The organism is Pseudomonas grimontii (assembly GCF_007858185.1).
GTDB classification, from domain to species: Bacteria; Pseudomonadota; Gammaproteobacteria; order Pseudomonadales; family Pseudomonadaceae; genus Aquipseudomonas; species Aquipseudomonas grimontii.
Map to the genome: position 1 here is coordinate 168923 of NZ_VFES01000001.1, position 20818 is coordinate 189740.

20 protein-coding genes are annotated in these 20818 nt (G+C 58.9%); 15 read left to right on the forward strand and 5 right to left on the reverse strand.

All coding sequences use genetic code 11. From position 1 onward, the window contains the following. Positions 1–58: 58 nt before the first annotated feature. The 3 genes from FIV39_RS00845 to FIV39_RS00855 all read left to right on the forward strand — a co-directional run bounded on the left by FIV39_RS00845 (position 59) and on the right by FIV39_RS00855 (position 3699). On the forward strand, positions 59–1321 hold the full coding sequence (locus tag FIV39_RS00845; RefSeq protein WP_090409478.1) for an ATP-binding protein: 1263 nt from the start codon (positions 59–61) through the stop codon (positions 1319–1321). Continuing rightward, positions 1314–1874, forward strand: coding sequence for a response regulator transcription factor (locus tag FIV39_RS00850; RefSeq protein WP_003171731.1), 561 nt, complete (start codon positions 1314–1316; stop codon positions 1872–1874). Before FIV39_RS00845 ends, FIV39_RS00850 begins: the two co-directional genes overlap by 8 nt. A gap of 100 nt (positions 1875–1974) precedes the next feature. Then, positions 1975–3699 carry an ABC transporter ATP-binding protein/permease gene (locus FIV39_RS00855; protein ID WP_090409476.1) on the forward strand — a complete coding sequence of 575 codons (1725 nt, stop codon included), beginning with the start codon at positions 1975–1977 and terminating at the stop codon, positions 3697–3699. Between the two features lie 69 nt (positions 3700–3768). Here the strand turns inward: FIV39_RS00855 and FIV39_RS00860 are convergent, their stop codons facing one another. Beyond that, positions 3769–4206: a YhcB family protein gene (locus FIV39_RS00860; protein ID WP_003171734.1), complete on the reverse strand. Its 438-nt coding sequence runs from the start codon at positions 4204–4206 to the stop codon at positions 3769–3771. A 147-nt stretch (positions 4207–4353) separates the two neighbouring features. On the opposite strand from FIV39_RS00860, the gene FIV39_RS00865 reads away from it, so the two are divergent. From FIV39_RS00865 to zapE, 3 genes are all read left to right on the forward strand, one after another. Beyond that, complete coding sequence (locus tag FIV39_RS00865; RefSeq protein WP_090409474.1) at positions 4354–4983, forward strand: alpha/beta hydrolase; 630 nt, start codon at positions 4354–4356, stop codon at positions 4981–4983. A 24-nt stretch (positions 4984–5007) separates the two neighbouring features. Then, complete coding sequence (locus FIV39_RS00870; RefSeq protein WP_090409472.1) at positions 5008–6363, forward strand: tryptophan--tRNA ligase; 1356 nt, start codon at positions 5008–5010, stop codon at positions 6361–6363. A 79-nt stretch (positions 6364–6442) separates the two neighbouring features. Next, positions 6443–7537 (forward strand): cell division protein ZapE, encoded by a 1095-nt coding sequence (gene zapE, locus FIV39_RS00875; protein WP_090409470.1) that lies wholly within the window; start codon positions 6443–6445, stop codon positions 7535–7537. A 110-nt stretch (positions 7538–7647) separates the two neighbouring features. On the opposite strand, the gene FIV39_RS00880 is transcribed toward zapE, so the two are convergent. Beyond that, positions 7648–8568, reverse strand: coding sequence for a GlxA family transcriptional regulator (locus FIV39_RS00880; protein ID WP_186731499.1), 921 nt, complete (start codon positions 8566–8568; stop codon positions 7648–7650). 220 nt (positions 8569–8788) lie between these two features. Between FIV39_RS00880 and FIV39_RS00885 the strand changes: the two genes are divergently transcribed. Continuing rightward, on the forward strand, positions 8789–9925 hold the full coding sequence (locus tag FIV39_RS00885; protein WP_090409466.1) for an acyl-CoA dehydrogenase family protein: 1137 nt from the start codon (positions 8789–8791) through the stop codon (positions 9923–9925). 113 nt (positions 9926–10038) lie between these two features. Here the strand turns inward: FIV39_RS00885 and FIV39_RS00890 are convergent, their stop codons facing one another. Then, the gene (locus tag FIV39_RS00890) at positions 10039–11079 is read right to left on the reverse strand and encodes an NADP(H)-dependent aldo-keto reductase (protein ID WP_090409464.1); all 1041 of its coding nucleotides are present in this window, start codon (positions 11077–11079) and stop codon (positions 10039–10041) included. A 248-nt stretch (positions 11080–11327) separates the two neighbouring features. On the opposite strand from FIV39_RS00890, the gene rplM reads away from it, so the two are divergent. From rplM to FIV39_RS00925, 7 genes are all read left to right on the forward strand, one after another. Continuing rightward, positions 11328–11756, forward strand: coding sequence for a 50S ribosomal protein L13 (rplM, locus tag FIV39_RS00895; RefSeq protein ID WP_090409462.1), 429 nt, complete (start codon positions 11328–11330; stop codon positions 11754–11756). A 14-nt stretch (positions 11757–11770) separates the two neighbouring features. After that, positions 11771–12163 carry a 30S ribosomal protein S9 gene (gene rpsI / locus FIV39_RS00900; protein ID WP_003171743.1) on the forward strand — a complete coding sequence of 131 codons (393 nt, stop codon included), beginning with the start codon at positions 11771–11773 and terminating at the stop codon, positions 12161–12163. A gap of 267 nt (positions 12164–12430) precedes the next feature. Next, on the forward strand, positions 12431–13024 hold the full coding sequence (gene petA, locus FIV39_RS00905; protein ID WP_027604843.1) for a ubiquinol-cytochrome c reductase iron-sulfur subunit: 594 nt from the start codon (positions 12431–12433) through the stop codon (positions 13022–13024). Further along, on the forward strand, positions 13024–14235 hold the full coding sequence (locus FIV39_RS00910; protein WP_017845421.1) for a cytochrome b: 1212 nt from the start codon (positions 13024–13026) through the stop codon (positions 14233–14235). The genes petA and FIV39_RS00910 overlap by 1 nt, the downstream gene beginning before the upstream one ends. Beyond that, entirely contained in the window at positions 14235–15011 is a 777-nt protein-coding gene (locus FIV39_RS00915) for a cytochrome c1 (RefSeq protein ID WP_090409460.1), read from the forward strand. Before FIV39_RS00910 ends, FIV39_RS00915 begins: the two co-directional genes overlap by 1 nt. Positions 15012–15159: 148 nt before the next feature. Then, a complete protein-coding gene (locus tag FIV39_RS00920; protein ID WP_090409458.1) occupies positions 15160–15777 on the forward strand; it encodes a glutathione S-transferase N-terminal domain-containing protein in 618 nt (205 codons plus the stop codon). Positions 15778–15794: 17 nt separating this feature from the next. Beyond that, complete coding sequence (locus FIV39_RS00925; RefSeq protein WP_090409456.1) at positions 15795–16214, forward strand: ClpXP protease specificity-enhancing factor; 420 nt, start codon at positions 15795–15797, stop codon at positions 16212–16214. A 61-nt stretch (positions 16215–16275) separates the two neighbouring features. On the opposite strand, the gene FIV39_RS00930 is transcribed toward FIV39_RS00925, so the two are convergent. Then, positions 16276–17865, reverse strand: coding sequence for a glucan 1,4-alpha-maltotetraohydrolase domain-containing protein (locus tag FIV39_RS00930; RefSeq protein ID WP_090409454.1), 1590 nt, complete (start codon positions 17863–17865; stop codon positions 16276–16278). Between the two features lie 277 nt (positions 17866–18142). Between FIV39_RS00930 and FIV39_RS00935 the strand changes: the two genes are divergently transcribed. Continuing rightward, on the forward strand, positions 18143–18889 hold the full coding sequence (locus tag FIV39_RS00935; protein WP_090409452.1) for a FadR/GntR family transcriptional regulator: 747 nt from the start codon (positions 18143–18145) through the stop codon (positions 18887–18889). 552 nt (positions 18890–19441) lie between these two features. On the opposite strand, the gene FIV39_RS00940 is transcribed toward FIV39_RS00935, so the two are convergent. Further along, positions 19442–20596, reverse strand: coding sequence for a phospholipase (locus tag FIV39_RS00940; RefSeq protein ID WP_090409450.1), 1155 nt, complete (start codon positions 20594–20596; stop codon positions 19442–19444). Positions 20597–20818: the final 222 nt, after the last annotated feature.

Below are 20818 nucleotides of genomic sequence, written 5' to 3' on the forward strand. Positions count from 1 at the left end.
AGGCGCCGCTTCGTTTATACTCCTGCCGATCCGCCTGCTGCGCTCATCGGGAGAGCTCATGCTCGCCGCCGTAAAACTGACTTCCGCCACCCGCCAGAACCTCTGGCGCCTGACGTTCATTCGCACCCTGGTACTGGCCGCACAGGCCGGTTCGGTCGGGCTCGCCTATTGGTTCGACCTGCTGCCGCTGCCCTGGCTGCAACTGGGCGTGACCTTGGGTTTCTCCATCGTGCTGTGTGTGTTTACCGCCATTCGGTTGCGCACCACGTGGCCGGTGACCGAGCTGGAATACGCCCTGCAATTGGCCTGCGACCTGTTTATCCACAGCGTGTTGCTGTATTTCTCCGGCGGTTCCACCAACCCGTTCGTTTCTTATTACCTGGTACCACTGACCATTGCTGCGGTGACCTTGCCGTGGCGCTATTCGGTGGTACTGTCGGGTATCGCCCTGACCCTGTACACCCTGCTACTGGCGCGGTTCTATCCGTTGCAAACATTCCCCATTGCCCGCGAAAACCTGCAGATCTACGGGATGTGGCTGAGCTTTGCCCTGTCTGCCGCCGTGATCACTTTCTTTGCCGCGCGCATGGCCGAGGAGCTGCGCCGTCAGGAAGAGCTGCGTGCCATTCGCCGCGAAGAAGGCTTGCGTGACCAGCAACTGCTCGCCGTCGCCACCCAGGCCGCCGGCGCGGCTCACGAATTGGGCACGCCACTGGCAACCATGAGCGTGCTGCTCAACGAAATGACCCAGGACCATCACGACCCGGCGCTGCAAGAGGATCTCGGCGTACTGCGCGAACAGGTCAAGCAGTGCAAACAAACCTTGCAGCAACTGGTGCGCGCGGCTGAAGCCAATCGCCGGCTGGCGGTCGATATGCAGGACGTGACCCAGTGGCTCGACGAAGCCCTGAACCGCTGGCACCTGATGCGCCCCGAAGCCAGCTACCGTTTCCATTTGCTGGGGCAGGGCACTGTGCCGCGCCTGGCACCACCGCCGGACCTGACCCAAGCCTTGCTCAACCTGCTCAACAACGCCGCCGACGCCTGCCCCGAAGGCCTGGAAGTCCGGCTGGATTGGGATGTGGATGACCTGACGATCAGCATTCGCGACCACGGCGCAGGCGTGCCGCTGGCGATTGCCGAGCAGATCGGCAAACCTTTTTTTACCACCAAGGGCAAAGGCTTCGGCCTGGGCCTGTTTTTGAGCAAGGCCAGCGTGACCCGCGCGGGCGGCTCAGTGAAGCTCTATAGTCATGAGGAAGGCGGCACGCTCACCGAGCTGCGCCTGCCCCGTGTCGCACGAGGAGATATCGATGAGTGACGAGATCCAAGTCGAAGGCGAAGAACTGCCGCACCTGTTGCTGGTAGATGATGACGCCACGTTTACCCGCGTGATGGCGCGCGCCATGAGCCGTCGCGGCTTTCGCGTGAGTACTGCAGGCTCCGCCGAGGAAGGACTGACCATCGCCCAGGCCGACTTGCCGGACTATGCCGCGCTCGACCTGAAAATGGACGGCGACTCCGGCCTGGTGCTGTTGCCCAAACTGCTGGAACTCGACCCGGAAATGCGCGTGGTGATCCTCACCGGTTACTCCAGCATCGCCACTGCCGTCGAAGCCATCAAGCGCGGTGCCTGCAACTACCTGTGTAAGCCGGCGGATGCCGATGACGTACTGGCTGCGTTGCTGTCCGAGCACGCCGACCTCGACACCCTGGTGCCGGAAAACCCGATGTCGGTGGACCGCTTGCAGTGGGAACATATCCAGCGCGTACTCACCGAACACGAAGGCAACATCTCCGCCACTGCCCGCGCCCTGGGCATGCACCGCCGCACCCTGCAACGCAAGCTGCAAAAGCGCCCGGTACGACGCTGAACCTGGGCTGAACAACCCGCTTCAGGCCGCACGGATACCTGAACCGATCATCTATGATCGGTTCAAACGCCTGTCACCTCCCTCCTATCGAGCCTGAACGATGAATCAGAACGCTGAGTATTCCGCGGTCAATGACGCGGTGCGTGGGCAATTTTTTCGCCGAACGTGGGCGATGATCACGCCTTATTGGCGCAGTGAAGAGAAGGGCAAGGCCTGGTTGTTGCTCGCAGTGGTGATCGGCCTGTCGCTGTTCAGCGTGGCCATTTCCGTGTGGCTTAACCACTGGTACAAGGATTTCTATAACGCTCTGGAAAAGAAGGACACCGCCGCCTTCTGGCAGCAGATCGTTTATTTCTGTGGTATCGCCACGGTGGCGATTCTCGGCGCGGTCTACCGCCTCTACCTCACGCAGATGCTGACCATTCGCTGGCGCGCATGGCTGACCGAAAAGTACTTTGCCCGCTGGCTTGGCAACAAGAACTACTACCAGCTGGAGCAGGGCGGCTACACCGATAACCCGGACCAGCGGATTTCCGAAGACCTCAATAGCTTTACCTCGAACACCTTAAGCCTTGGCCTGGGCCTGCTGCGCAATGTGGTCAGCCTGGTGTCATTCTCGATCATCCTGTGGGGCGTTTCGGGCAGCATCGAAGTATTCGGGATCACCATCCCCGGCTATATGTTCTGGTGTGCACTGGTCTATGCCGGGGTCGGCAGTTGGTTGACCCATCTGATCGGTCGGCGTTTGATCGGCTTGAGCAACCAACAACAACGTTTCGAAGCGGACCTGCGTTTCTCGATGGTACGGGTGCGGGAGAATGCCGAGAGCATCGCCCTGTACAACGGCGAGCCCAACGAGAATCAGCGTTTGAGTGCGCGGTTCGGGAAGGTCTGGCATAACTACTGGGACATCATGAAGGTGTCCAAGCGCCTGACGTTCTTTACCGCCGGCTACGAACAGATTGCGATCGTGTTTGCGTTTATCGTGGCTGCACCGCGCTATTTCTCCGGCAAGATCGAGCTGGGCGAGTTGATGCAAATCAACTCGGCGTTCGGCAATGTCCAAGGCAACTTCAGCTGGTTTATCAGCGCGTACGCCGACCTGGCCAGCTGGCGCGCGACCAGCGACCGTCTGCTGAGTTTTCAGCAGGCCATGAGTGAGAACGAGCAACGCCCAGCCGCCATTGATGTGAGCGCGGAGGGCGAGCGTCTTGTGGTGCAAGGGCTGGGCATGAACCTGGCGGATGGTCGTCACCTGCTCACCGATGCCAACATGATCGTCGAGCCGGGTCAGCGGGTCATGCTCAGCGGCCGCTCCGGCAGCGGCAAAAGTACCCTGCTGCGTGCGATGGGGCATCTCTGGCCTGCGGGTCACGGCAGCATTCGCCTGCCGGCCAAACGTTACCTGTTCCTGCCGCAGAAGCCCTACCTGCCAATCGGCACCCTGAAGGCCGTGTTGAGTTATCCACAGGACGACAGCGTCTACTCGGCAGAACGTTATGCACAGGTCCTGCAAACCTGTCGCCTGCCGCACCTGGTGGCGCACCTGGATGAAGCCAACCACTGGCAACGCATGCTCTCGCCGGGCGAACAACAGCGCCTGGCCTTTGCCCGTGCCCTGTTGTTCGCACCGCAGTGGCTGTATATGGACGAGGCCACTTCAGCCATGGATGAAGAGGATGAAGCGACGCTGTATCAAGCGTTGATCGATGAGTTGCCGGGGTTGAGCATCGTCAGTGTCGGGCATCGCAGCAGCCTCAAGCGCTTCCATGGACGGCATGTGCGGATCGAGGGCGGTTGGTTGCAAGAACAAACCATGTCCTGAAGAGTGAGGCCCAATAAAAAGCCCGGTTGATCATCGATCAACCGGGCTTTTTTATTGCTTGAAAATAACTTACTTCTTCAAGCCGTAATGCTCATCCAGCATGCCCGGGGCGTTCGGCGTTTTTGGCGCGTAGTCCCGAGGTGGTTCCTGGTTTTCCCGGGGTGGGGTCAGGCGTTCCCGTGGAGTTTGCGGTGCATCGGAATGCAGCGCGGCCAGCAGACGCTGACGGGTGATGTCGTCGAGGGCCAGGCGGTTTGCGCCATCGGCGAGGTGATCCTGTACTTCCTGGTAGCTCTGGGTGAGTTTCTTGACCAGGGTCGCGGTGCTGTTGAAGTGGGTAACAACCTCGTTCTGATAACTGTCAAAACGTTCCTGAATGTCATCCAACTGACGCTGCGTGCGGTTAGGCGCGGCATTCGGCAGCAGGCGGGCAACCAGGAATCCAATGGCGACACCGGCAACCAAGGCGAGAGTCGGCAACAACCAAACTAAGAGCGAGTGTTCCACGAGTCCTTCCTCTATAAACGGCTTTGCTTTACGTTAACGGCTCAAACCTGCGCTGTATACCGCGATTAAGCTCGCAATGATGCCATGCACAGACTTTTAGCTAGACGAGTCGACCCTTTGAGAGGTCACGGAGTTCATTCCTTGCTCATGCGTGAAACCCCCGTTTTGATCGATGGCCCGGTAGGCCAATTGGAAGCCCTGTACCTGGATCACCCCGAGCCACGTGGCCTGGCGCTGATCTGCCACCCTAATCCGGTGCAGGGCGGGACCATGCTCAATAAAGTCGTTTCGACCCTGCAACGCACCGCCCGCGATGCTGGTTTGATCACGTTGCGTTTTAATTATCGCGGTGTCGGCGCCAGTGCCGGCAGCCACGACATGAGCACCGGTGAAGTGGACGATGCCGAAGCGGCTGCCACCTGGTTGCGGGAAAAGCATCCCGAACTGCCGATCACCTTGCTCGGTTTTTCCTTTGGCGGTTACGTCGCAGCCAGCCTCGGCGGTCGCCTGGAAGCCAAGGGCGAAAAGCTGGCCCACCTGTTCATGGTCGCTGCTGCGGTGATGCGCTTGCGCGACACTGATGTGCTGCCCCAAGGCTGTCCGTTGACCCTGATCCAACCGGAAACCGACGAAGTGGTCGACCCGCAACTCGTCTACGACTGGTCCGCCGCCTTGAAACGCCCCCATGAGCTGCTGAAAGTGGCAGAATGCGGGCACTTTTTTCATGGCAAGCTCACCGATCTCAAGGATCTGGTGCTGCCGCGCCTCTCGAATTGATAGCAGTCTGATAAGCGATTACCCATGACGACTCGTACCCGTATCCTCACCGGCATCACCACCACCGGCACGCCGCACCTGGGCAACTACGCCGGTGCGATCCGCCCGGCGATCCTTGCCAGCCAGGACGCCAATGCCGACTCCTTCTACTTCCTGGCCGACTACCACGCCTTGATCAAATGCGATGACCCGCAGCGCATCCAGCGCTCGCGCATGGAAATCGCCGCGACCTGGCTGGCTGGTGGCCTGGATGTGAACCGGGTGACCTTTTATCGTCAGTCCGACATCCCGGAAATCCCCGAGCTGACCTGGCTGCTGACCTGCGTGGCTGCCAAGGGCCTGCTCAACCGCGCCCATGCCTACAAGGCCTCGGTGGACAAGAACGTGGAGACCGGCGAAGACCCGGATGCGGGCATCACCATGGGCCTGTACAGCTACCCGGTGCTGATGGCGGCGGACATCCTGATGTTCAACGCGCACAAGGTGCCGGTGGGTCGCGACCAGATCCAGCACGTGGAAATGGCCCGCGACATCGGCCAGCGCTTCAACCACCTGTTCGGCAACGGTAAAGAGTTCTTCACCATGCCCGAGGCGTTGATCGAAGAAAGCGTTGCCACCTTGCCGGGCCTGGATGGCCGCAAGATGTCCAAGAGCTACGACAACACCATCCCGCTGTTCACCAGCGCCAAGGACATGAAGGACGCGATCTCGCGGATCGTCACCGACTCCCGCGCGCCCGGCGAAGCCAAGGATCCGGACAATTCGCACTTGTTTACCCTCTACCAGGCGTTCGCGACCAAGGCCCAGGAAGAAGAATTCCGCGGCGAGCTGCTGCAAGGCCTGGGCTGGGGCGAGGCGAAGAGCCGTCTGTTCCAACTGCTGGACAGCCAGCTGGGCGAAGCGCGCGAGCGTTACCACCAGTTGATGTCGCGCCCGTCGGACATGGAAGACCTGTTGCAGGTCGGCGCCAAGAAGGCTCGTGCGGTGGCGGCACCCTTCCTGGCTGAACTGCGGGAAGCGGTGGGCCTGCGTTCGTTCGTCAACCAGGCTGCGGCGCCGGTCGCGACCAAGAAGAAGGCCGCGAAAGCCGCGCGTTTCGTGAGCTTCCGTGAAGCTGACGGCAGCTTCCGCTTCCGCCTGTTGGCCGCCGATGGCGAGCAATTGCTGCTGTCGCGCAACTTTGCCGATGGTAAAGCGGCCGGCGCGGTGACCAAGCAACTGCAAAGTGGCGCTGCGCTGGACGTACGCACCGACGCCCTGAGCTTCAGCGTATGGCTGGACGGTGCCGCAGTGGCCGACAGCGCCGAGTTCGCCGATGGTGCATCACGTGATGCCGCCGTCGAAGCCTTGCGTATTGCGTTGACCCCAATCGAGGATTAACCCGACCAAGGGTTGATTGCCATTATCCAGGGCCGTCGTTACAGTGACGGCCCGTTTTTGTTGCCTTGCTAACGAAATTATGACGCCCCTAGAACGATACCAAGCTGATCTGAAACGCCCTGAATTCTTCCATGACGCGGCCCAGGAAACGGCGGTGCGTCATTTGCAGCGCCTGTACGACGATCTGGTCGCGGCCTCGCAAAGCAAGCCGGGGATGCTCAGCAAGCTGTTTGGCAAGAAAGACCGCACGCCGGTCAAAGGCTTGTATTTCTGGGGCGGTGTAGGCCGAGGCAAGACCTACCTGGTTGATACGTTCTTTGAAGCGCTGCCCTTCAAGGAAAAGGTCCGTACTCACTTCCACCGCTTCATGAAGCGCGTGCACGAAGAGATGAAGACCCTGCCGGGCGAGAAAAACCCGCTGACCATCATCGCCAAGCGTTTCTCCGACGAAGCGCGGGTCATCTGCTTCGATGAGTTCTTCGTCTCCGATATCACCGATGCCATGATCCTCGGCACCCTGATGGAAGAGCTGTTCAAGAACGGCGTGACCCTGGTCGCCACCTCGAACATCGTGCCCGACGGCTTGTACAAGGACGGCCTGCAACGCGCGCGCTTCCTGCCGGCCATCGCGCTGATCAAGCAGAACACCGAGATCGTCAACGTCGACAGCGGCGTCGACTACCGTCTGCGGCACCTCGAGCAAGCCGAGTTGTTCCACTTCCCGCTGAACGAAGCGGCGCATGAAAGCCTGCGCAAAAGCTTCCGCGCCCTCACGCCGGAATGCACCCAGGCGGTGGAAAACGACAAGCTGATGATCGAGAACCGCGAAATCATCGCCCTGCGTACCTGTGATGACGTGGCCTGGTTCGAATTCCGCCAACTGTGCGACGGCCCGCGCAGCCAGAACGACTACATCGAACTGGGCAAGATCTTCCACGCAGTGATCCTCAGTGGCGTGGAGCAGATGAGCGTCACCACCGACGACATCGCGCGACGGTTTATCAACATGGTCGACGAGTTCTACGACCGTAACGTCAAGTTGATCATCTCGGCGGAAGTCGAGCTCAAGGATCTGTATACCGGCGGTCGCTTGAACTTCGAGTTCCAGCGCACCTTGAGCCGCTTGCTGGAAATGCAGTCCCACGAGTTCCTGTCGCGCGGGCACAAACCTTAAGAACGATGCAGGTCAAATGTGGGAGGGGGCTTGCCCCCGATAGCGGTCTTTCAGTAACAGATGCACTGACTGATCCACCGCTATCGGGAGCAAGCCCCCTCCCACATTTGCTACGCGGCCTGTTGGAACTGTTGCCGATATTGGTTCGGTGACAGCTCCGTGTGCTGCCTGAACAACCGCGCAAAGAAACTTGCATCGTCGTAACCCACCTCATAACTGATGGTCTTGATGCTCTTTCGGCTGCCCGAGAGCAGGCCCTTGGCCGTCTCGATACGCAGTCGTTGCAGGTAATGCAGCGGCTTGTCGCCGGTGGCGGTCTGGAAGCGGCGCATGAAGTTGCGGATGCTCATGCCGTGTTCCCGGGCGACGTCTTCGAAGCGGAATTTGTCGGCGAAGTGCTCTTCGAGCCAATGCTGGATCTGCAGGATGATCACGTCCTGGTGAAGCTTCTGGCCGCCAAAACCGATGCGTCCGGGTGAATAGCTGCGCTGCACTTCGTAGAGGATGTCGCGGGCCACGGCCTGGGCGATGTTGGCGCCGCAGAAGCGTTCGATCAGGTAGATATAGAGGTCGCACGCCGAGGTGGTACCGCCGGCGCAATACAGGTTGTCGGCGTCGGTGAGGTGTTTGTCCCGATTGAGCTGGACCCTGGGGAAGCGTTCGCTGAAGGCGTTGAAGAAACGCCAGTAGGTGGTCGCCTCCTTGCCATCGAGCAGGCCGGCTTCGGCCAACCAGAACACCCCGGTGGCTTCGCCGCAGAGTACGGCGCCGCGTGCGTGTTGTTCGCGCAGCCAAGGCAGCACTTGCGGGTAGCGCGAGCACAGGGCGTCGAAGTCATCCCAGAAGGCCGGTAGTACGATGATGTCGGCGTCTTCCAGGCCGCCATCCACCGGCATGATCACATCACTGAAGCTGCACACCGATTTTCCGTCGGGGCTCACCAGGCGGGTTTCGAACGCTGGGGTCAGGCCCAGGCCTTGCTGTTTGCCATAACGCAGGCTGGCGAGATGGAAGAAATCCTTGGCTTGCATCAGGGTTGAAGCGAATACCCGATCAATCGCCAAAATGCTGACGCGCCGCAACGGCGTGGAGATTTGGTTAGACATAATTTCATTTATTCTTATAGGGGAAAGTGGTCACCAGACGGCTGGATCGTCTTATTTTTTGTCGCATGTGTCCAGTGTCCTGTGAGGCCATCGGGGCATAGGCTCTGTGGGCTCGTCCTTGTCCGACAATCCACGCAGGTGACCCATGATTCCGAGAACCTTGTTCAGCCCGGAGCACGAACTCTTCCGCCAGAGCGTGCGCACTTTTCTTGAAAAAGACGCTGCACCGTTCCACGGGCAATGGGAGAAACAGGGCTACATCGACCGTAACCTGTGGAGCAAGGCGGGGGAGGCGGGGATGTTGTGTTCCCATCTGCCGGAGGAATACGGCGGGCTGGGCGCGGACTTTCTCTACAGCGCGGTGGTGATCGAGGAGATCAGCCGCCTGGGCCTGACGGGCATCGGCTTCTCCCTGCATTCGGACATTGTCGCGCCCTACATCCTGCATTACGGCAGTGAGGCGCTGAAGCACAAGTACCTGCCCAAGTTGATCTCCGGCGAGATGGTCACGGCCATCGCCATGACCGAGCCGGGTGCCGGGTCGGACTTGCAAGGGGTCAAGACCAGCGCCGTGCTGGACGGTGATGAGTACGTGATCAATGGCTCCAAGACCTTTATCACCAACGGGTACCTGGCTGAGCTGGTGATCGTGGTCGCCAAGACCGATCCCAAGGCCGGCGCCAAGGGCACCAGCCTGTTTCTGGTGGAGGCTGACACGCCTGGCTTCGCCAAGGGCAAGCGCCTGGAGAAGGTCGGCATGAAGGCCCAGGACACCTCGGAACTGTTCTTCCAGGACGTGCGGGTGCCCAAGGAAAACCTGCTGGGCCAGGCCGGCATGGGCTTCGCCTACTTGATGCAGGAGCTGCCTCAGGAGCGATTGACGGTGGCAATTAACGCACTGTCATCTGCTGAGGCTGCGTTGCAATGGACCCTGGAATACACCCGTGAGCGCAAGGCGTTCGGCAAGGCGATTGCCGACTTCCAGAACACCCGCTTTAAGCTGGCGGAGATGGCCACGGAGATTCAGATTGGCCGCGTGTTCGTCGATAAATGCATGGCGCTGCACCTGGAGGGCAAGCTGGATGTGCCCACCGCCGCGATGGCCAAGTACTGGGCCACGGACCTGCAGTGCAAGGTGCTCGATGAGTGCGTGCAGTTGCACGGCGGTTACGGGTTCATGTGGGAGTACCCGATTGCGCGAGCCTGGGCGGATGCGCGGGTGCAGCGGATTTATGCGGGGACCAACGAGATCATGAAGGAGATTATTGCGCGGGCGCTTTGATGGTGGGGTGTTGCTGAGGACCCCATCGGGAGCAAGCTCCCTCCCACATTTGAAAGTACTCACAAATCAAAGTGTGGGAGGGGGCTTGCTCCCGATAGCGGCCTAAAGGTCAATCAAGGTGCCGGGTTCGGATGATCCTTCTGAATCGCCTCAATCCCCTCCAATACCTCTTTCGACAGTTTCAGGTCGGCGCTGGCAATGTTGCTGTCCAACTGCTCCAGGCTCGTCGCCCCAATAATGTTGCTGGTCACGAACGGTTGCTGGGTCACGAATGCCAACGCCATCTGCGCCGGATCCAGGCCATGCTCCCGCGCCAGTGCCACATAACGGCTGCATGCCGCCTCCGACTGCGGGTTGAAGTAGCGGCTGAAACGGCTGTACTCGGTCAGGCGCGCCTTGGCCGGGCGGGCGCCACCTTCGTACTTGCCGCTGAGCATGCCGAACGCCAGGGGCGAGTAAGCCAGCAGGCCGCACTGCTCACGAATGGCAATTTCCGCCAGGCCCACTTCAAAGCTGCGGTTGAGCAGGTTGTAGGGGTTCTGGATCGATACCGCACGCGTCCAGCCACGGGCTTCGGCCAGCGCCAGGAACTTCATGGTGCCCCATGGGGTTTCGTTGGACAGGCCGATATGGCGGATCTTGCCGGCCTTCACCTGTTCATCCAGCGCTTCGAGGGTTTCCTCCAGCGGGGTCAGGTCGTCTTCGTCCTTGTGCTTGTAGCTCAGTTGGCCGAAGAAGTTGGTGCTGCGCTCCGGCCAGTGCAACTGGTAGAGGTCGATCCAGTCGGTTTGCAGGCGCTTTAGGCTGGCGTCCAGGGCTTCGACGATGTGCTTGCGGTTGTGGCGCAGGTGGCCGTCGCGGATGTAGTCGATGGTGTTGCCGGGGCCGGCGATCTTGCTGGCGAGGATCCAGTCGGCACGGTCGCCACGGCTTTTGAAGTAATTACCGATGTAGCGTTCGGTGGTGGCGTAGGTGTCGGCCTTGGGCGGCACCGGGTACATTTCCGCGGTGTCGAGGAAGTTGATCCCTGCGGCCTTGGCCCGTTCGATCTGCGCGAAGGCCTCTGCCTCGCTGTTTTGCTCGCCCCAGGTCATGGTGCCCAAGGCTATCGCGCTCACGTTCAGATCCGTACGGCCCAGCTGTCGATAATCCATCGGGTACTCCTTCAGGGAAAACAATCATAAAAGCAGGTTGAATTTTTTTTCGCAATCTGCATAATTGCCCACCTCTTTCTGCAGTGGAAGTGATGCGCCGCCTGCCGAAGAATCTTGCCGTTGAACGGACGCGCCGACCCGAGCCCCCGATAGCGTCTGTATCCGGCTGCCTTTGACTTGTCAAAGTAAGCACTATTCAGTAAGATCCGCCGTCTAATTTACAGGGCGGCCCCTGAGGCTATTAAAGAATGACAACTTTTACTGCAAAACCGGAAACAGTTCAGCGCGACTGGTTTGTCGTCGACGCCGCTGGTCAGACCCTGGGTCGTCTGGCCACTGAAGTCGCCAGCCGTCTGCGTGGCAAGCACAAGCCTGAGTACACCCCTCACGTTGACACCGGTGACTACATCGTGATCATCAACGCTGAGCAGGTACGTGTTACCGGCAACAAAACGCAAGACAAAATGTACTACCGTCACTCCGGTTTCCCAGGCGGTATCAAGTCTTCCAACTTTGAAGGCCTGATCTCCAAGAAGCCTGAAGCCCCGATCGAAATCGCGGTCAAAGGCATGCTGCCGAAGGGCCCACTGGGTCGCGATATGTTTCGCAAGCTGAAAGTCTATGCGGGCGCTGTACACCCTCATGCTGCTCAGCAGCCCCAAGAACTGAAGTTTTAACGGAATAGTTCATTATGTCGGCGACTCAAAATTACGGCACTGGCCGTCGCAAAACCGCAACCGCACGCGTTTTCCTGCGTCCGGGCACTGGTAACATCTCGATCAACAACCGCACTCTGGACAACTTCTTCGGCCGCGAAACTGCCCGCATGGTAGTTCGTCAGCCGCTGGAATTGACCGAGACTGTTGAAAAGTTCGACATCTACGTCACCGTTATCGGTGGCGGTGTAAGTGGTCAAGCTGGCGCAATCCGCCACGGTATCACTCGCGCTCTGATGCAGTACGACGAAACCCTGCGTGGCGCTCTGCGCAAAGCTGGCTTCGTAACTCGCGATGCTCGTGAAGTTGAACGTAAGAAAGTCGGTCTGCGTAAAGCGCGTAAGCGTCCGCAGTACTCGAAGCGTTAATTCGCTTTACGTTCCACAAAAACGCCCAGCCTCCTTTATGGAGCTGGGCGTTTTTTATTGCCTGCGATTTATGCACATTTTTCACCGTGACAACTTGCCACATCCGTAGACCCCCTATACTACAAGGCCTGGAGGCGGAGGCCCGGGCAATTCCCTTGTCAGACGTGGGGCTTTTCATTACCATTCGGCAAAATTTTTATAAGTTCAGATTTAATACTTAGTAGACGCCTGATTTAACAGGCCAAAAAGCTGATGGGAGAGGACTGAATGAGCAATGACGGCGTGAATGCAGGCCGGCGTCGCTTCTTGGTAGCAGCCACATCCGTGGTGGGTGCTGCAGGAGCGGTGGGGGCTGCGGTCCCGTTCGTGGGGTCATGGTTTCCCAGTGCCAAGGCGAAAGCCGCAGGTGCACCGGTGAAGGTGAATATCAGCAAGATCGAACCAGGCCAGCAGATGATTGCTGAGTGGCGCGGCCAGCCGGTATTCATTGTTCGTCGTACTGAGGAAATCCTGGGAAATCTGAAAAAGATCGAAGGCCAGTTGTCTGACCCCAAATCTGAGAAATCCGACCAACCCGCCTACGCCAAAAACGAAGCACGTTCGATCAAGCCAGAGATTCTGCTGCTGGTCGGCCTGTGTACCCATTTGGGATGCTCACCTACCTTCCGCCCGGAAGTCGCCCCAGTCGATCTGGGTAAAGACTGGGTCGGTGGTTATTTCTGCCCCTGCCACGGTTCCCACTACGATCTGGCGGGTCGCGTCTACAAGTCCCAGCCCGCGCCCTTGAACCTGCCCGTGCCTCCGCATACCTACGAAACTGACGACCTCATTGTCATTGGCCTCGATAAGGAGAACGCGTGATGAGCAAGTTCATGGATTGGGTGGATGCGCGCTTCCCCGCCACTAAAATGTGGGAAGACCATCTCAGCAAGTATTACGCCCCGAAGAACTTCAACTTCTTCTACTTCTTTGGCTCCCTGGCACTGCTGGTGCTGGTCAACCAGATCGTCACGGGTGTCTGGCTGACGATGAGCTACACCCCGTCGGCGGAAGAGGCGTTTGCTTCCGTCGAATACATCATGCGTGACGTCGAGTACGGCTCGATCCTGCGCCTGCTGCACTCCACCGGCGCTTCAGCGTTCTTTATCGTGGTCTACCTGCATATGTTCCGTGGGTTGCTCTACGGTTCGTACCAGAAGCCCCGCGAGTTGGTGTGGGTGTTCGGCATGCTGATCTACCTGGCGCTGATGGCGGAAGCCTTCATGGGCTACTTGCTGCCATGGGGCCAGATGTCGTACTGGGGCGCGCAGGTGATCATCTCGCTGTTCGGTGCCATTCCGGTCATCGGCAACGACCTGACCCAGTGGATCCGTGGTGACTACCTGATCTCCGGCATCACCCTGAACCGCTTCTTCGCCCTGCACGTCGTGGCGCTGCCGATCGTGATCCTGGGCCTGGTGGTGCTGCACATCCTGGCGCTGCACGAAGTGGGCTCCAACAACCCGGATGGCGTGGACATCAAGAAGCACAAGGACGAGAACGGCATCCCGCTGGATGGCATTCCTTTCCACCCGTACTACACCGTGAAAGACATTGTCGGCGTGGTCGTGTTCCTCTTCGTGTTCTGCTCGATCGTGTTCTTTTTCCCGGAGATGGGGGGTTATTTCCTCGAGAAGCCCAACTTCGAACAGGCGAACGCCTTCAAGACACCTGTGCACATTGCCCCGGTCTGGTACTTCACGCCGTTCTACGCGATCTTGCGGGCGATCCCCGACAAGCTCATGGGCGTAATCGCCATGGGCGCGGCCATTGCGGTGCTGTTCGTGTTGCCGTGGCTCGACCGAAGCCCGGTCAAGTCCATGCGCTACAAAGGCTGGCTGAGCAAAATCTGGCTGTGGGTGTTCTGCATTGCATTCGTGATTCTGGGCGTGTTGGGCGTATTGGCGCCGACCCCTGAGCGTACGCTGCTGTCGCAGGTCTGCACCTTCCTGTACTTCGCCTACTTCATTCTGATGCCGTTCTACACCCGGCTCGAGAAGACCAAACCGGTTCCGGAAAGGGTGACTGGCTGATGAAAAAATTATTCGTTGCATTGATGCTTGCGGCGCTGCCGCTACTGTCCTTCGCCGCCGAGCAGGGTCCTGAGCTGGAAAAAGTCGATATCGACGTGTCAGACAAGGCCGCGTTGCAGGATGGCGCTCGTACCTTCACCAACTACTGCATGGGCTGCCACAGCGCCAAGTTCCAGCGTTATGAGCGTGTCGCCGATGACCTGGGCATCCCCCATGAAGTGATGCTGGATAAGCTGGTGTTCAGCGGCGCCAAAATCGGCGATCACATGACCATCGGCATGAAGCCGACAGACGCCAAGGCCTGGTTCGGTGCTGCACCGCCGGACCTGACCCTGGTGGCGCGCGTGCGCGGTACCGACTGGCTCTATGGCTACCTGAAGTCCTTCTATGAGGACCCTACGCGGCCTTACCAGGTGAACAACCGAGTATTCCCGAACGTCGGCATGCCTAACGTTCTGGTCGGCCTGCAAGGCAAGCAAGTGGTAGGATGCAAGCAGGTTCAGGTCGTTGAAGACGGCAAGAAGCAATATGATCCGTTGACCGGTACGCCTTTGACTCATGAAGCGTGCGATCAACTGAAGATAGAAACCCCTGGTTCGTTGACTGACGAGCAGTTTGACGAGAAGGTCAAGAATCTGGTGACCTTCCTGGCCTATTCGGCTAACCCGGTCAAACTGCAACACCAGCGCATCGGGACGTATGTCTTGCTGTACCTGGCTTTCTTCTTCGTATTCGCTTATCTGCTTAAGCGCGAATACTGGAAGGATGTGCATTGATCCAACCGTAAGCAATTGCTGTTAATCTTGCGCGCCCAGCGGCATCTCTAACCCGTAGCGATCTGGACTTTCCAGAGGCTGCAGAGATGCTTTCTGGGCGCGCTCGTTTTTGAGCTTTCCATAATTTCAACAAGCGAGGAGGACCGCCATGGGCGTGACCAATCGGTTGGCCTGTTACTCCGACCCCGCCGACCACTATTCCCACCGAGTACGCATCGTACTCGCAGAGAAGGGTGTCAGCGCCGAGATCATCAGTGTGGAGGTGGGTCGTCATCCGCCGAAACTGATCGAAGTGAACCCTTACGGCAGCTTGCCCACCCTGGTCGATCGTGACCTGGCGTTGTGGGAGTCAACCGTGGTGATGGAATATCTGGATGAGCGTTACCCGCATCCGCCTTTGCTGCCGGTGTATCCGGTGGCCCGTGCCAACAGCCGCCTGCTGATCCATCGGATCCAGCGAGACTGGTGTGGGTTGGTGGATTTGATTCTGGATGCCCGCAGCAAAGAAGCCGCTCGTGTGCAGGCGCGTAAGGAATTGCGCGAGAGCCTGACAGGCGTTTCTCCGCTGTTCGCGGATAAGCCTTTTTTCCTCAGTGAGGAACAAAGTTTGGTGGATTGCTGCCTATTACCGATACTCTGGCGTTTGCCGATTCTCGGTATTGAACTGCCACGGCCAGCCAAGCCGTTGCTTGATTACATGGAGCGCCAGTTTGCGCGTGAGGCTTTCCAGGCAAGTCTGTCTGGTGTCGAACGCGATATGCGCTAAGGCTTAAGGAGCCGTTGATGAACTCCAGTCGACCTTACCTGGTCCGCGCGCTCTATGAGTGGATTGTGGATAACGATTGCACCCCGCACATGCTGGTTAATTCCGAATTTCCTGCGGTTCAGGTACCGCAGGGGTTTGCCAGTGATGGGCAGATTGTGTTGAACGTGTCACCCAGTGCTGTGCGCCACCTGCACATGGACAATGAAGCGGTCAGCTTCGAAGGGCGTTTCGGTGGTGTGCCGCACACGCTGTTCGTGCCGATTGGCGCTATCCTTGGCATCTATGCCCGGGAGAACGGCCAAGGCATGGTGTTCGATCTGGAGTCGCCTTTCGAGGACGACGAGGCGATTGAAAGCGAAGACGGTGATGATGTGCCGCCACCGGATACCGAGCCGCCGCGTCCAAGCGGTCGACCGAGTTTGAAAGTGGTGAAGTAAAATGCGTAAGTCTCCGGGCCTGCGTTAAAAAATGCCTCGGCTCTGCCGGGGCATTTTTTTGTCAAAAACTCCCCGCTGTTTCGCTGGCGGCCCCCGTGGTGAACTGAGTGTTGAGGCCGTCTTGCCAGTAGACCTCGTTGACATTGCTCAGGCTGCGGATCAGGCATTTCCATTCGATGTGTTGCTGTGTCGGCCACACGACGGTGCCGCTCCAGCGATTGGATGCGCCGGGTTGCAGTGCGATGGCATGGGCCGGGTCCCAGGCGCCGAGCTCGATAGGCGATCCCACTGCGTAGACTGCCTGGCCGAGCCCCGGCCTGACGTTGTCGCAGTGCAAAATGGTCGTGGTGTCGGAAGATGCCGGGGCGGCCTGCCACGAGCGGATGCGCTGCCCGTCCGCAAACAGAGCAGGGCTGAAGCCGTCAGGCACCTTGGAGAGGTCGGAGTCCAAGGCGATCAGCAGGCGCTTGCGGCTGCCTTGGATGGCGGCCACCAACCCGGAATAGTTGGGCTGGAAACTGATGGGTGAATCGGCCCTGATGCCGGCGCCCTTGCGCAGGCTGATCAGCTCGCGGATCAGGTCGCCCCGGCCCCAGTCGTACATGTCGGGCCAATACACAGCCGGCGTACCGGGGCTCAGCAGGATATAGGCATAGGCGATATTGCGTTGCGGATCGGCAAGAGACCAATGGTGCTGCCCGCCGTATTGCCCTGGCGAATAACCGGTGTCGTGGTTATCGACAAAGGTCACCGCGATCTGTCGCCATGCCGGGTCGGGGTTGCCATTCAAGCCATGGCGCCACTCGGCCACGCTGCCATTTTGCATGCGCTCCTTGAGGGCGAAATCGAACACGCTGCAGTGGGAGCGATCCGACCAGTCCTTCAACGCATCCTGCCAACTGGCCTGACTGCGCCAGTCGTTCGCCGGATATTCGCTGGGGCCTTTCCACAACTCGCCGACGCAGAACGCTTGGTCACCAAAGTTTTTCATCCACACATCGACCCGCTCCGCCGCGTAGCCGCGCGCAAAATCGAAGCGCAAGCCTTTGGCGCTGTAGTTGTCCCGCAGGTTCCTGAATTCCTGCATGAAGCGCTGCGAGACTTCCGAGTTGCTTGTGTTGAGGTCGGCCGAGCCGCTCATGAACGCGTCGCCCTCATCACAGACGATGGGCGTTGTGCAGTCATCGCGCCACAGCTTGAGGCCCCTGGGGAAGCGTATCTGTTGACTCGGTAGCTTGTCGTTCATATGGTTGGGCACCAAGTCGTATATCGCTTGAACGCCGGCGCCTGCCAAGGCGGCGACCGCCTGTTTGAGCTGGCTGTCACTGCCGTATCGGCTGTTCTTGTCGAAGTCGCTCCAGAAGTAACCTTCACCGCCGCCGGATGTTCCCGACGCCGCGTCGCTCCAACTGGATTGATCGGTCCAGGCGGGCGGCAGCCAGATTTTGGTGAAGCCGTCCTGGCCGATAGTGGGGGCCATTTGTGCCAGCACCTCATACCATTTCTGCGGGGTATTGCGGCTGGAGTTCCAGTGGAAGCCTTGCAGCAGGATGTCTTCGCCACCGCCATTGCGCACACTCGGCGACGCAGCGTGGACGGTGCATGCCAGCAGCCAGACAATCGTTGTGCAATACCAGCCTGTGCGTTTCATCACCCGTCACCTGTTTGCTGGAACAGGCTTTACTCTGCTACGGGGAGGGAACATCGTCTGCTGTCATAATTGCCAGGTGCGCGAGAACATTTGGCACTAATACCCAGGCTTGAAGTAGCCGTGCGTTATGTTCGAGTTTGAACCCGTTTGTGCGGGTGCCGTTGGTGGCTGGGGCTGAAAGCTGACGGCGTGTATATGAAAGTGCGGTACAAACGGTGATCGTACAACCGCCATGGGCTATGATGCTGCTTTAGTCCACCGAGATAGATGACCCCAAATGGAAAACGCCAGCACCGCCCCTCGTCTTCCCCGCAAGCGCCGCAGCCTTGCCCAGGAATTGGTCACGGTGTTGTCCGAGCAGATCAGGGACGGTGAGCTCAAACGGGGCGACAAGCTGCCCACTGAGTCAGCCATCATGGAAGCCCATGGCGTCAGCCGCACCGTGGTGCGCGAAGCCATCTCACGTTTGCAGGCAGCGGGGCAGGTGGAAACCCGTCACGGTATCGGCACCTTTGTGCTGGATACGCCGAGCCCCAGCGGCTTTCGCATCGACCCGGCTACCGTCGTTACCCTGCGGGACGTGTTGGCGATCCTGGAACTGCGTATCAGCCTGGAAGTGGAGTCGGCAGGGTTGGCTGCGCTGCGTCGCAGCGATGAACAACTGGCAGCCATGCGCGCGGCGCTCGATGCGCTGAATGAAAGCGCGGCCCATGCTGGCGATGCAGTTGCTTCCGACTTCGCCTTCCACCTGGAAATTGCGCTGTCCACCGGCAACCGCTATTTCACCGACATCATGACCCACCTGGGTACCAGCATCATTCCGCGTACCCGCCTGAACTCGGCGCGCCTGGCCCATGATGACCAGCAGCACTACATGGGACGCCTGAGCCGCGAACACGAAGAGATTTACGAGGCGATTGCCCGCCAGGATTCGGATGCGGCGCGCGCGGCCATGCGTTTGCACCTGACCAACAGCCGCGAGCGGCTGCGCCATGCTCATGAAGAGGCTGAAAGGGCAGGCTGATTGTCAGCAGATGGCTCATGTGCCGTTCAGCGTTTTTCCATGACGCTTGCATTGATTGGATGTAGGACGCTAACGAGTCTAGTGTCGCTTCATTCGCCACGTCGTCAGGAAGGTTCAACTGAAGCGCCTTCACGGACGTGTCAATCACACGACGCCTTTCGTTCTCGTCAGCAATCAGCTCGGCCAAAGGCATATCGGGATCAAAGTCTTGATTCTTTATCCCGATTGGCTTCGAAACTGGAGGCCAGTAGGCCGAAAATTTCATCAGTGGTTTTCATGACGCACCTCTCTCATCAACCTTAGTAAAAGAAGCAAAAATCAAGCACAGACTGGAGCTGGCGCAACGTTATGGCCTTTGATGTTCAGTTGCATTGATTGTCGTGGGGCCCATTCCCTTGCCGGCCTACGATGCGGTGGCCTGAGGCTTCAGGCATCGGAAGGGCTGCAACAAATCGCCTCAGGAGCCAATTCCTAAGCCCCTGAGGTGTGTTATCCGCCCTTGATGAACGGTGCATAACTGTTAGAACTCACAGTATCGACAGGCGATACCGCTTAAGCCGGGGTATTTGGCTTGTAATCCTTGAGCAACAAATACGTACTCCACCCCCACCAATCATTGGTCCAGTGCTGGTCGTTGAGGTCATTCACGTCCTTGCGTCGCAGCACCTTGTCGCCCTCCATCTTGAACAGCGGCGAGAAATTATTTGCCGGGTTTTGCGCCGCGTTCAGGTCCGGCACATGCAACGGCGCCTTGAAGTTGGCGGGGGAGGGGGCGACACCGCTGATAAAGGTCTCGAAGAGCTCATCGGCCGAAGCCTGCACCGCGCGTTTGACCTGCACCCGATTGGCCGCGTCGATTGTGTCGAAATAGCGTTTGTCGCCATAGGCATGCCACTCGTCATTCAACGCATTGCGCACCTTGAGGCCGAACTTGCTGTCTTCATCGTGCATGAAGCGGCTGATCAGAGAACCCAATTCGCCCGGTGTGACGACCGCTGCCAGCTGTTTGCGCGGCACTCGCAGGTGCCCGGCAGAAAATAGATCGGTCAAGAAGTGATCAGCAAAGCTGTTCATGGCATAGGCCAGCTCCAACGCTTGGTCGGTACCGGTTTGATGGGCCACCACGGCCTGTTGCAACGCTGCAGTATGCCCCGCCAGGTAGGCTGCCAGCGCCCATTCGCCGAAGTGGTCGGCATTGTCCGCCGCCAGTTTCAGGTAGCGCCCCAGTGGGATCAGTGCCGAAACCGCGCTGCCGCCACCGGTGATGCGGTTCCATTCCTCGGACAACGCATCACCCAGGGCGTCATAGGCCTCGTGGGCTTGCTTGCCGTCTTTGATCGCCTGGTTGACCGCGTTGATCTCTTTTTGCATCACCGCCAGGATCTTCGGCGCTTCGTCCCGTGAGGCTGGTAGCACGGCCAGTGAGTTGAACGCTGCGCTAAAGCGTTGCACGCGATCGGCAGGTGAGGTGCCCTCGTTGATGGACTGGCCGGGAATGCCATAAAAATCACCGCCCAGGGCGATCACCTGGCCGTAGGTCAGCGCCAGCCCGTTGGGCAGGTGCAGTTCGACTTGGCGGGCGGGAATCGCCGGCGTGTCCTTGGCAAAACGCAACAACGTGTCGTCGCCGATGGCGGTGTGTTCACCCCCTTCGAAACGCAGGGTGGGCGGATTTTCTTCGGGTGCTGCGAGTTCAAGACCTGACATGTTAGCTCCTTGCTATGTCGTAGGAATCTTCCTTGATTACTGTATGCATATACAGTTAATGCCGAGCATAGAGGAATAATTTCCTACGTCAAGAACGCGGCCGCCAACGCTATTCAGCTCACACAAGTGCTCAACGCCGATGAATTGCAGTTGACGAAATTATTTATAGTTGTACGATGACGTACGACATCAACAAAACCAACAACCTTTCAATAGAAAGTC

What these genes read in the sequence shown, in the direction of transcription:
- FIV39_RS00870 (WP_090409472.1), top strand. Translation starts at nt 5,008, where the DNA reads ATGACGACTCGTACCCGTATCCTCACCGGCATCACCACCACCGGCACG.
- FIV39_RS00865 (WP_090409474.1), top strand. Translation starts at nt 4,354, where the DNA reads ATGCGTGAAACCCCCGTTTTGATCGATGGCCCGGTAGGCCAATTGGAA.
- rplM (WP_090409462.1), top strand. Translation starts at nt 11,328, where the DNA reads ATGACAACTTTTACTGCAAAACCGGAAACAGTTCAGCGCGACTGGTTT.
- FIV39_RS00885 (WP_090409466.1), top strand. Translation starts at nt 8,789, where the DNA reads ATGATTCCGAGAACCTTGTTCAGCCCGGAGCACGAACTCTTCCGCCAG.
- FIV39_RS00920 (WP_090409458.1), top strand. Translation starts at nt 15,160, where the DNA reads ATGGGCGTGACCAATCGGTTGGCCTGTTACTCCGACCCCGCCGACCAC.
- FIV39_RS00910 (WP_017845421.1), top strand. Translation starts at nt 13,024, where the DNA reads ATGAGCAAGTTCATGGATTGGGTGGATGCGCGCTTCCCCGCCACTAAA.
- FIV39_RS00855 (WP_090409476.1), top strand. Translation starts at nt 1,975, where the DNA reads ATGAATCAGAACGCTGAGTATTCCGCGGTCAATGACGCGGTGCGTGGG.
- FIV39_RS00915 (WP_090409460.1), top strand. Translation starts at nt 14,235, where the DNA reads ATGAAAAAATTATTCGTTGCATTGATGCTTGCGGCGCTGCCGCTACTG.
- rpsI (WP_003171743.1), top strand. Translation starts at nt 11,771, where the DNA reads ATGTCGGCGACTCAAAATTACGGCACTGGCCGTCGCAAAACCGCAACC.
- FIV39_RS00930 (WP_090409454.1), bottom strand. Translation starts at nt 17,865, where the DNA reads ATGAAACGCACAGGCTGGTATTGCACAACGATTGTCTGGCTGCTGGCA.
- FIV39_RS00935 (WP_090409452.1), top strand. Translation starts at nt 18,143, where the DNA reads ATGGAAAACGCCAGCACCGCCCCTCGTCTTCCCCGCAAGCGCCGCAGC.
- FIV39_RS00850 (WP_003171731.1), top strand. Translation starts at nt 1,314, where the DNA reads ATGAGTGACGAGATCCAAGTCGAAGGCGAAGAACTGCCGCACCTGTTG.
- FIV39_RS00845 (WP_090409478.1), top strand. Translation starts at nt 59, where the DNA reads ATGCTCGCCGCCGTAAAACTGACTTCCGCCACCCGCCAGAACCTCTGG.
- FIV39_RS00890 (WP_090409464.1), bottom strand. Translation starts at nt 11,079, where the DNA reads ATGGATTATCGACAGCTGGGCCGTACGGATCTGAACGTGAGCGCGATA.
- FIV39_RS00880 (WP_186731499.1), bottom strand. Translation starts at nt 8,568, where the DNA reads ATGCAAGCCAAGGATTTCTTCCATCTCGCCAGCCTGCGTTATGGCAAA.
- zapE (WP_090409470.1), top strand. Translation starts at nt 6,443, where the DNA reads ATGACGCCCCTAGAACGATACCAAGCTGATCTGAAACGCCCTGAATTC.
- FIV39_RS00940 (WP_090409450.1), bottom strand. Translation starts at nt 20,596, where the DNA reads ATGTCAGGTCTTGAACTCGCAGCACCCGAAGAAAATCCGCCCACCCTG.
- petA (WP_027604843.1), top strand. Translation starts at nt 12,431, where the DNA reads ATGAGCAATGACGGCGTGAATGCAGGCCGGCGTCGCTTCTTGGTAGCA.
- FIV39_RS00925 (WP_090409456.1), top strand. Translation starts at nt 15,795, where the DNA reads ATGAACTCCAGTCGACCTTACCTGGTCCGCGCGCTCTATGAGTGGATT.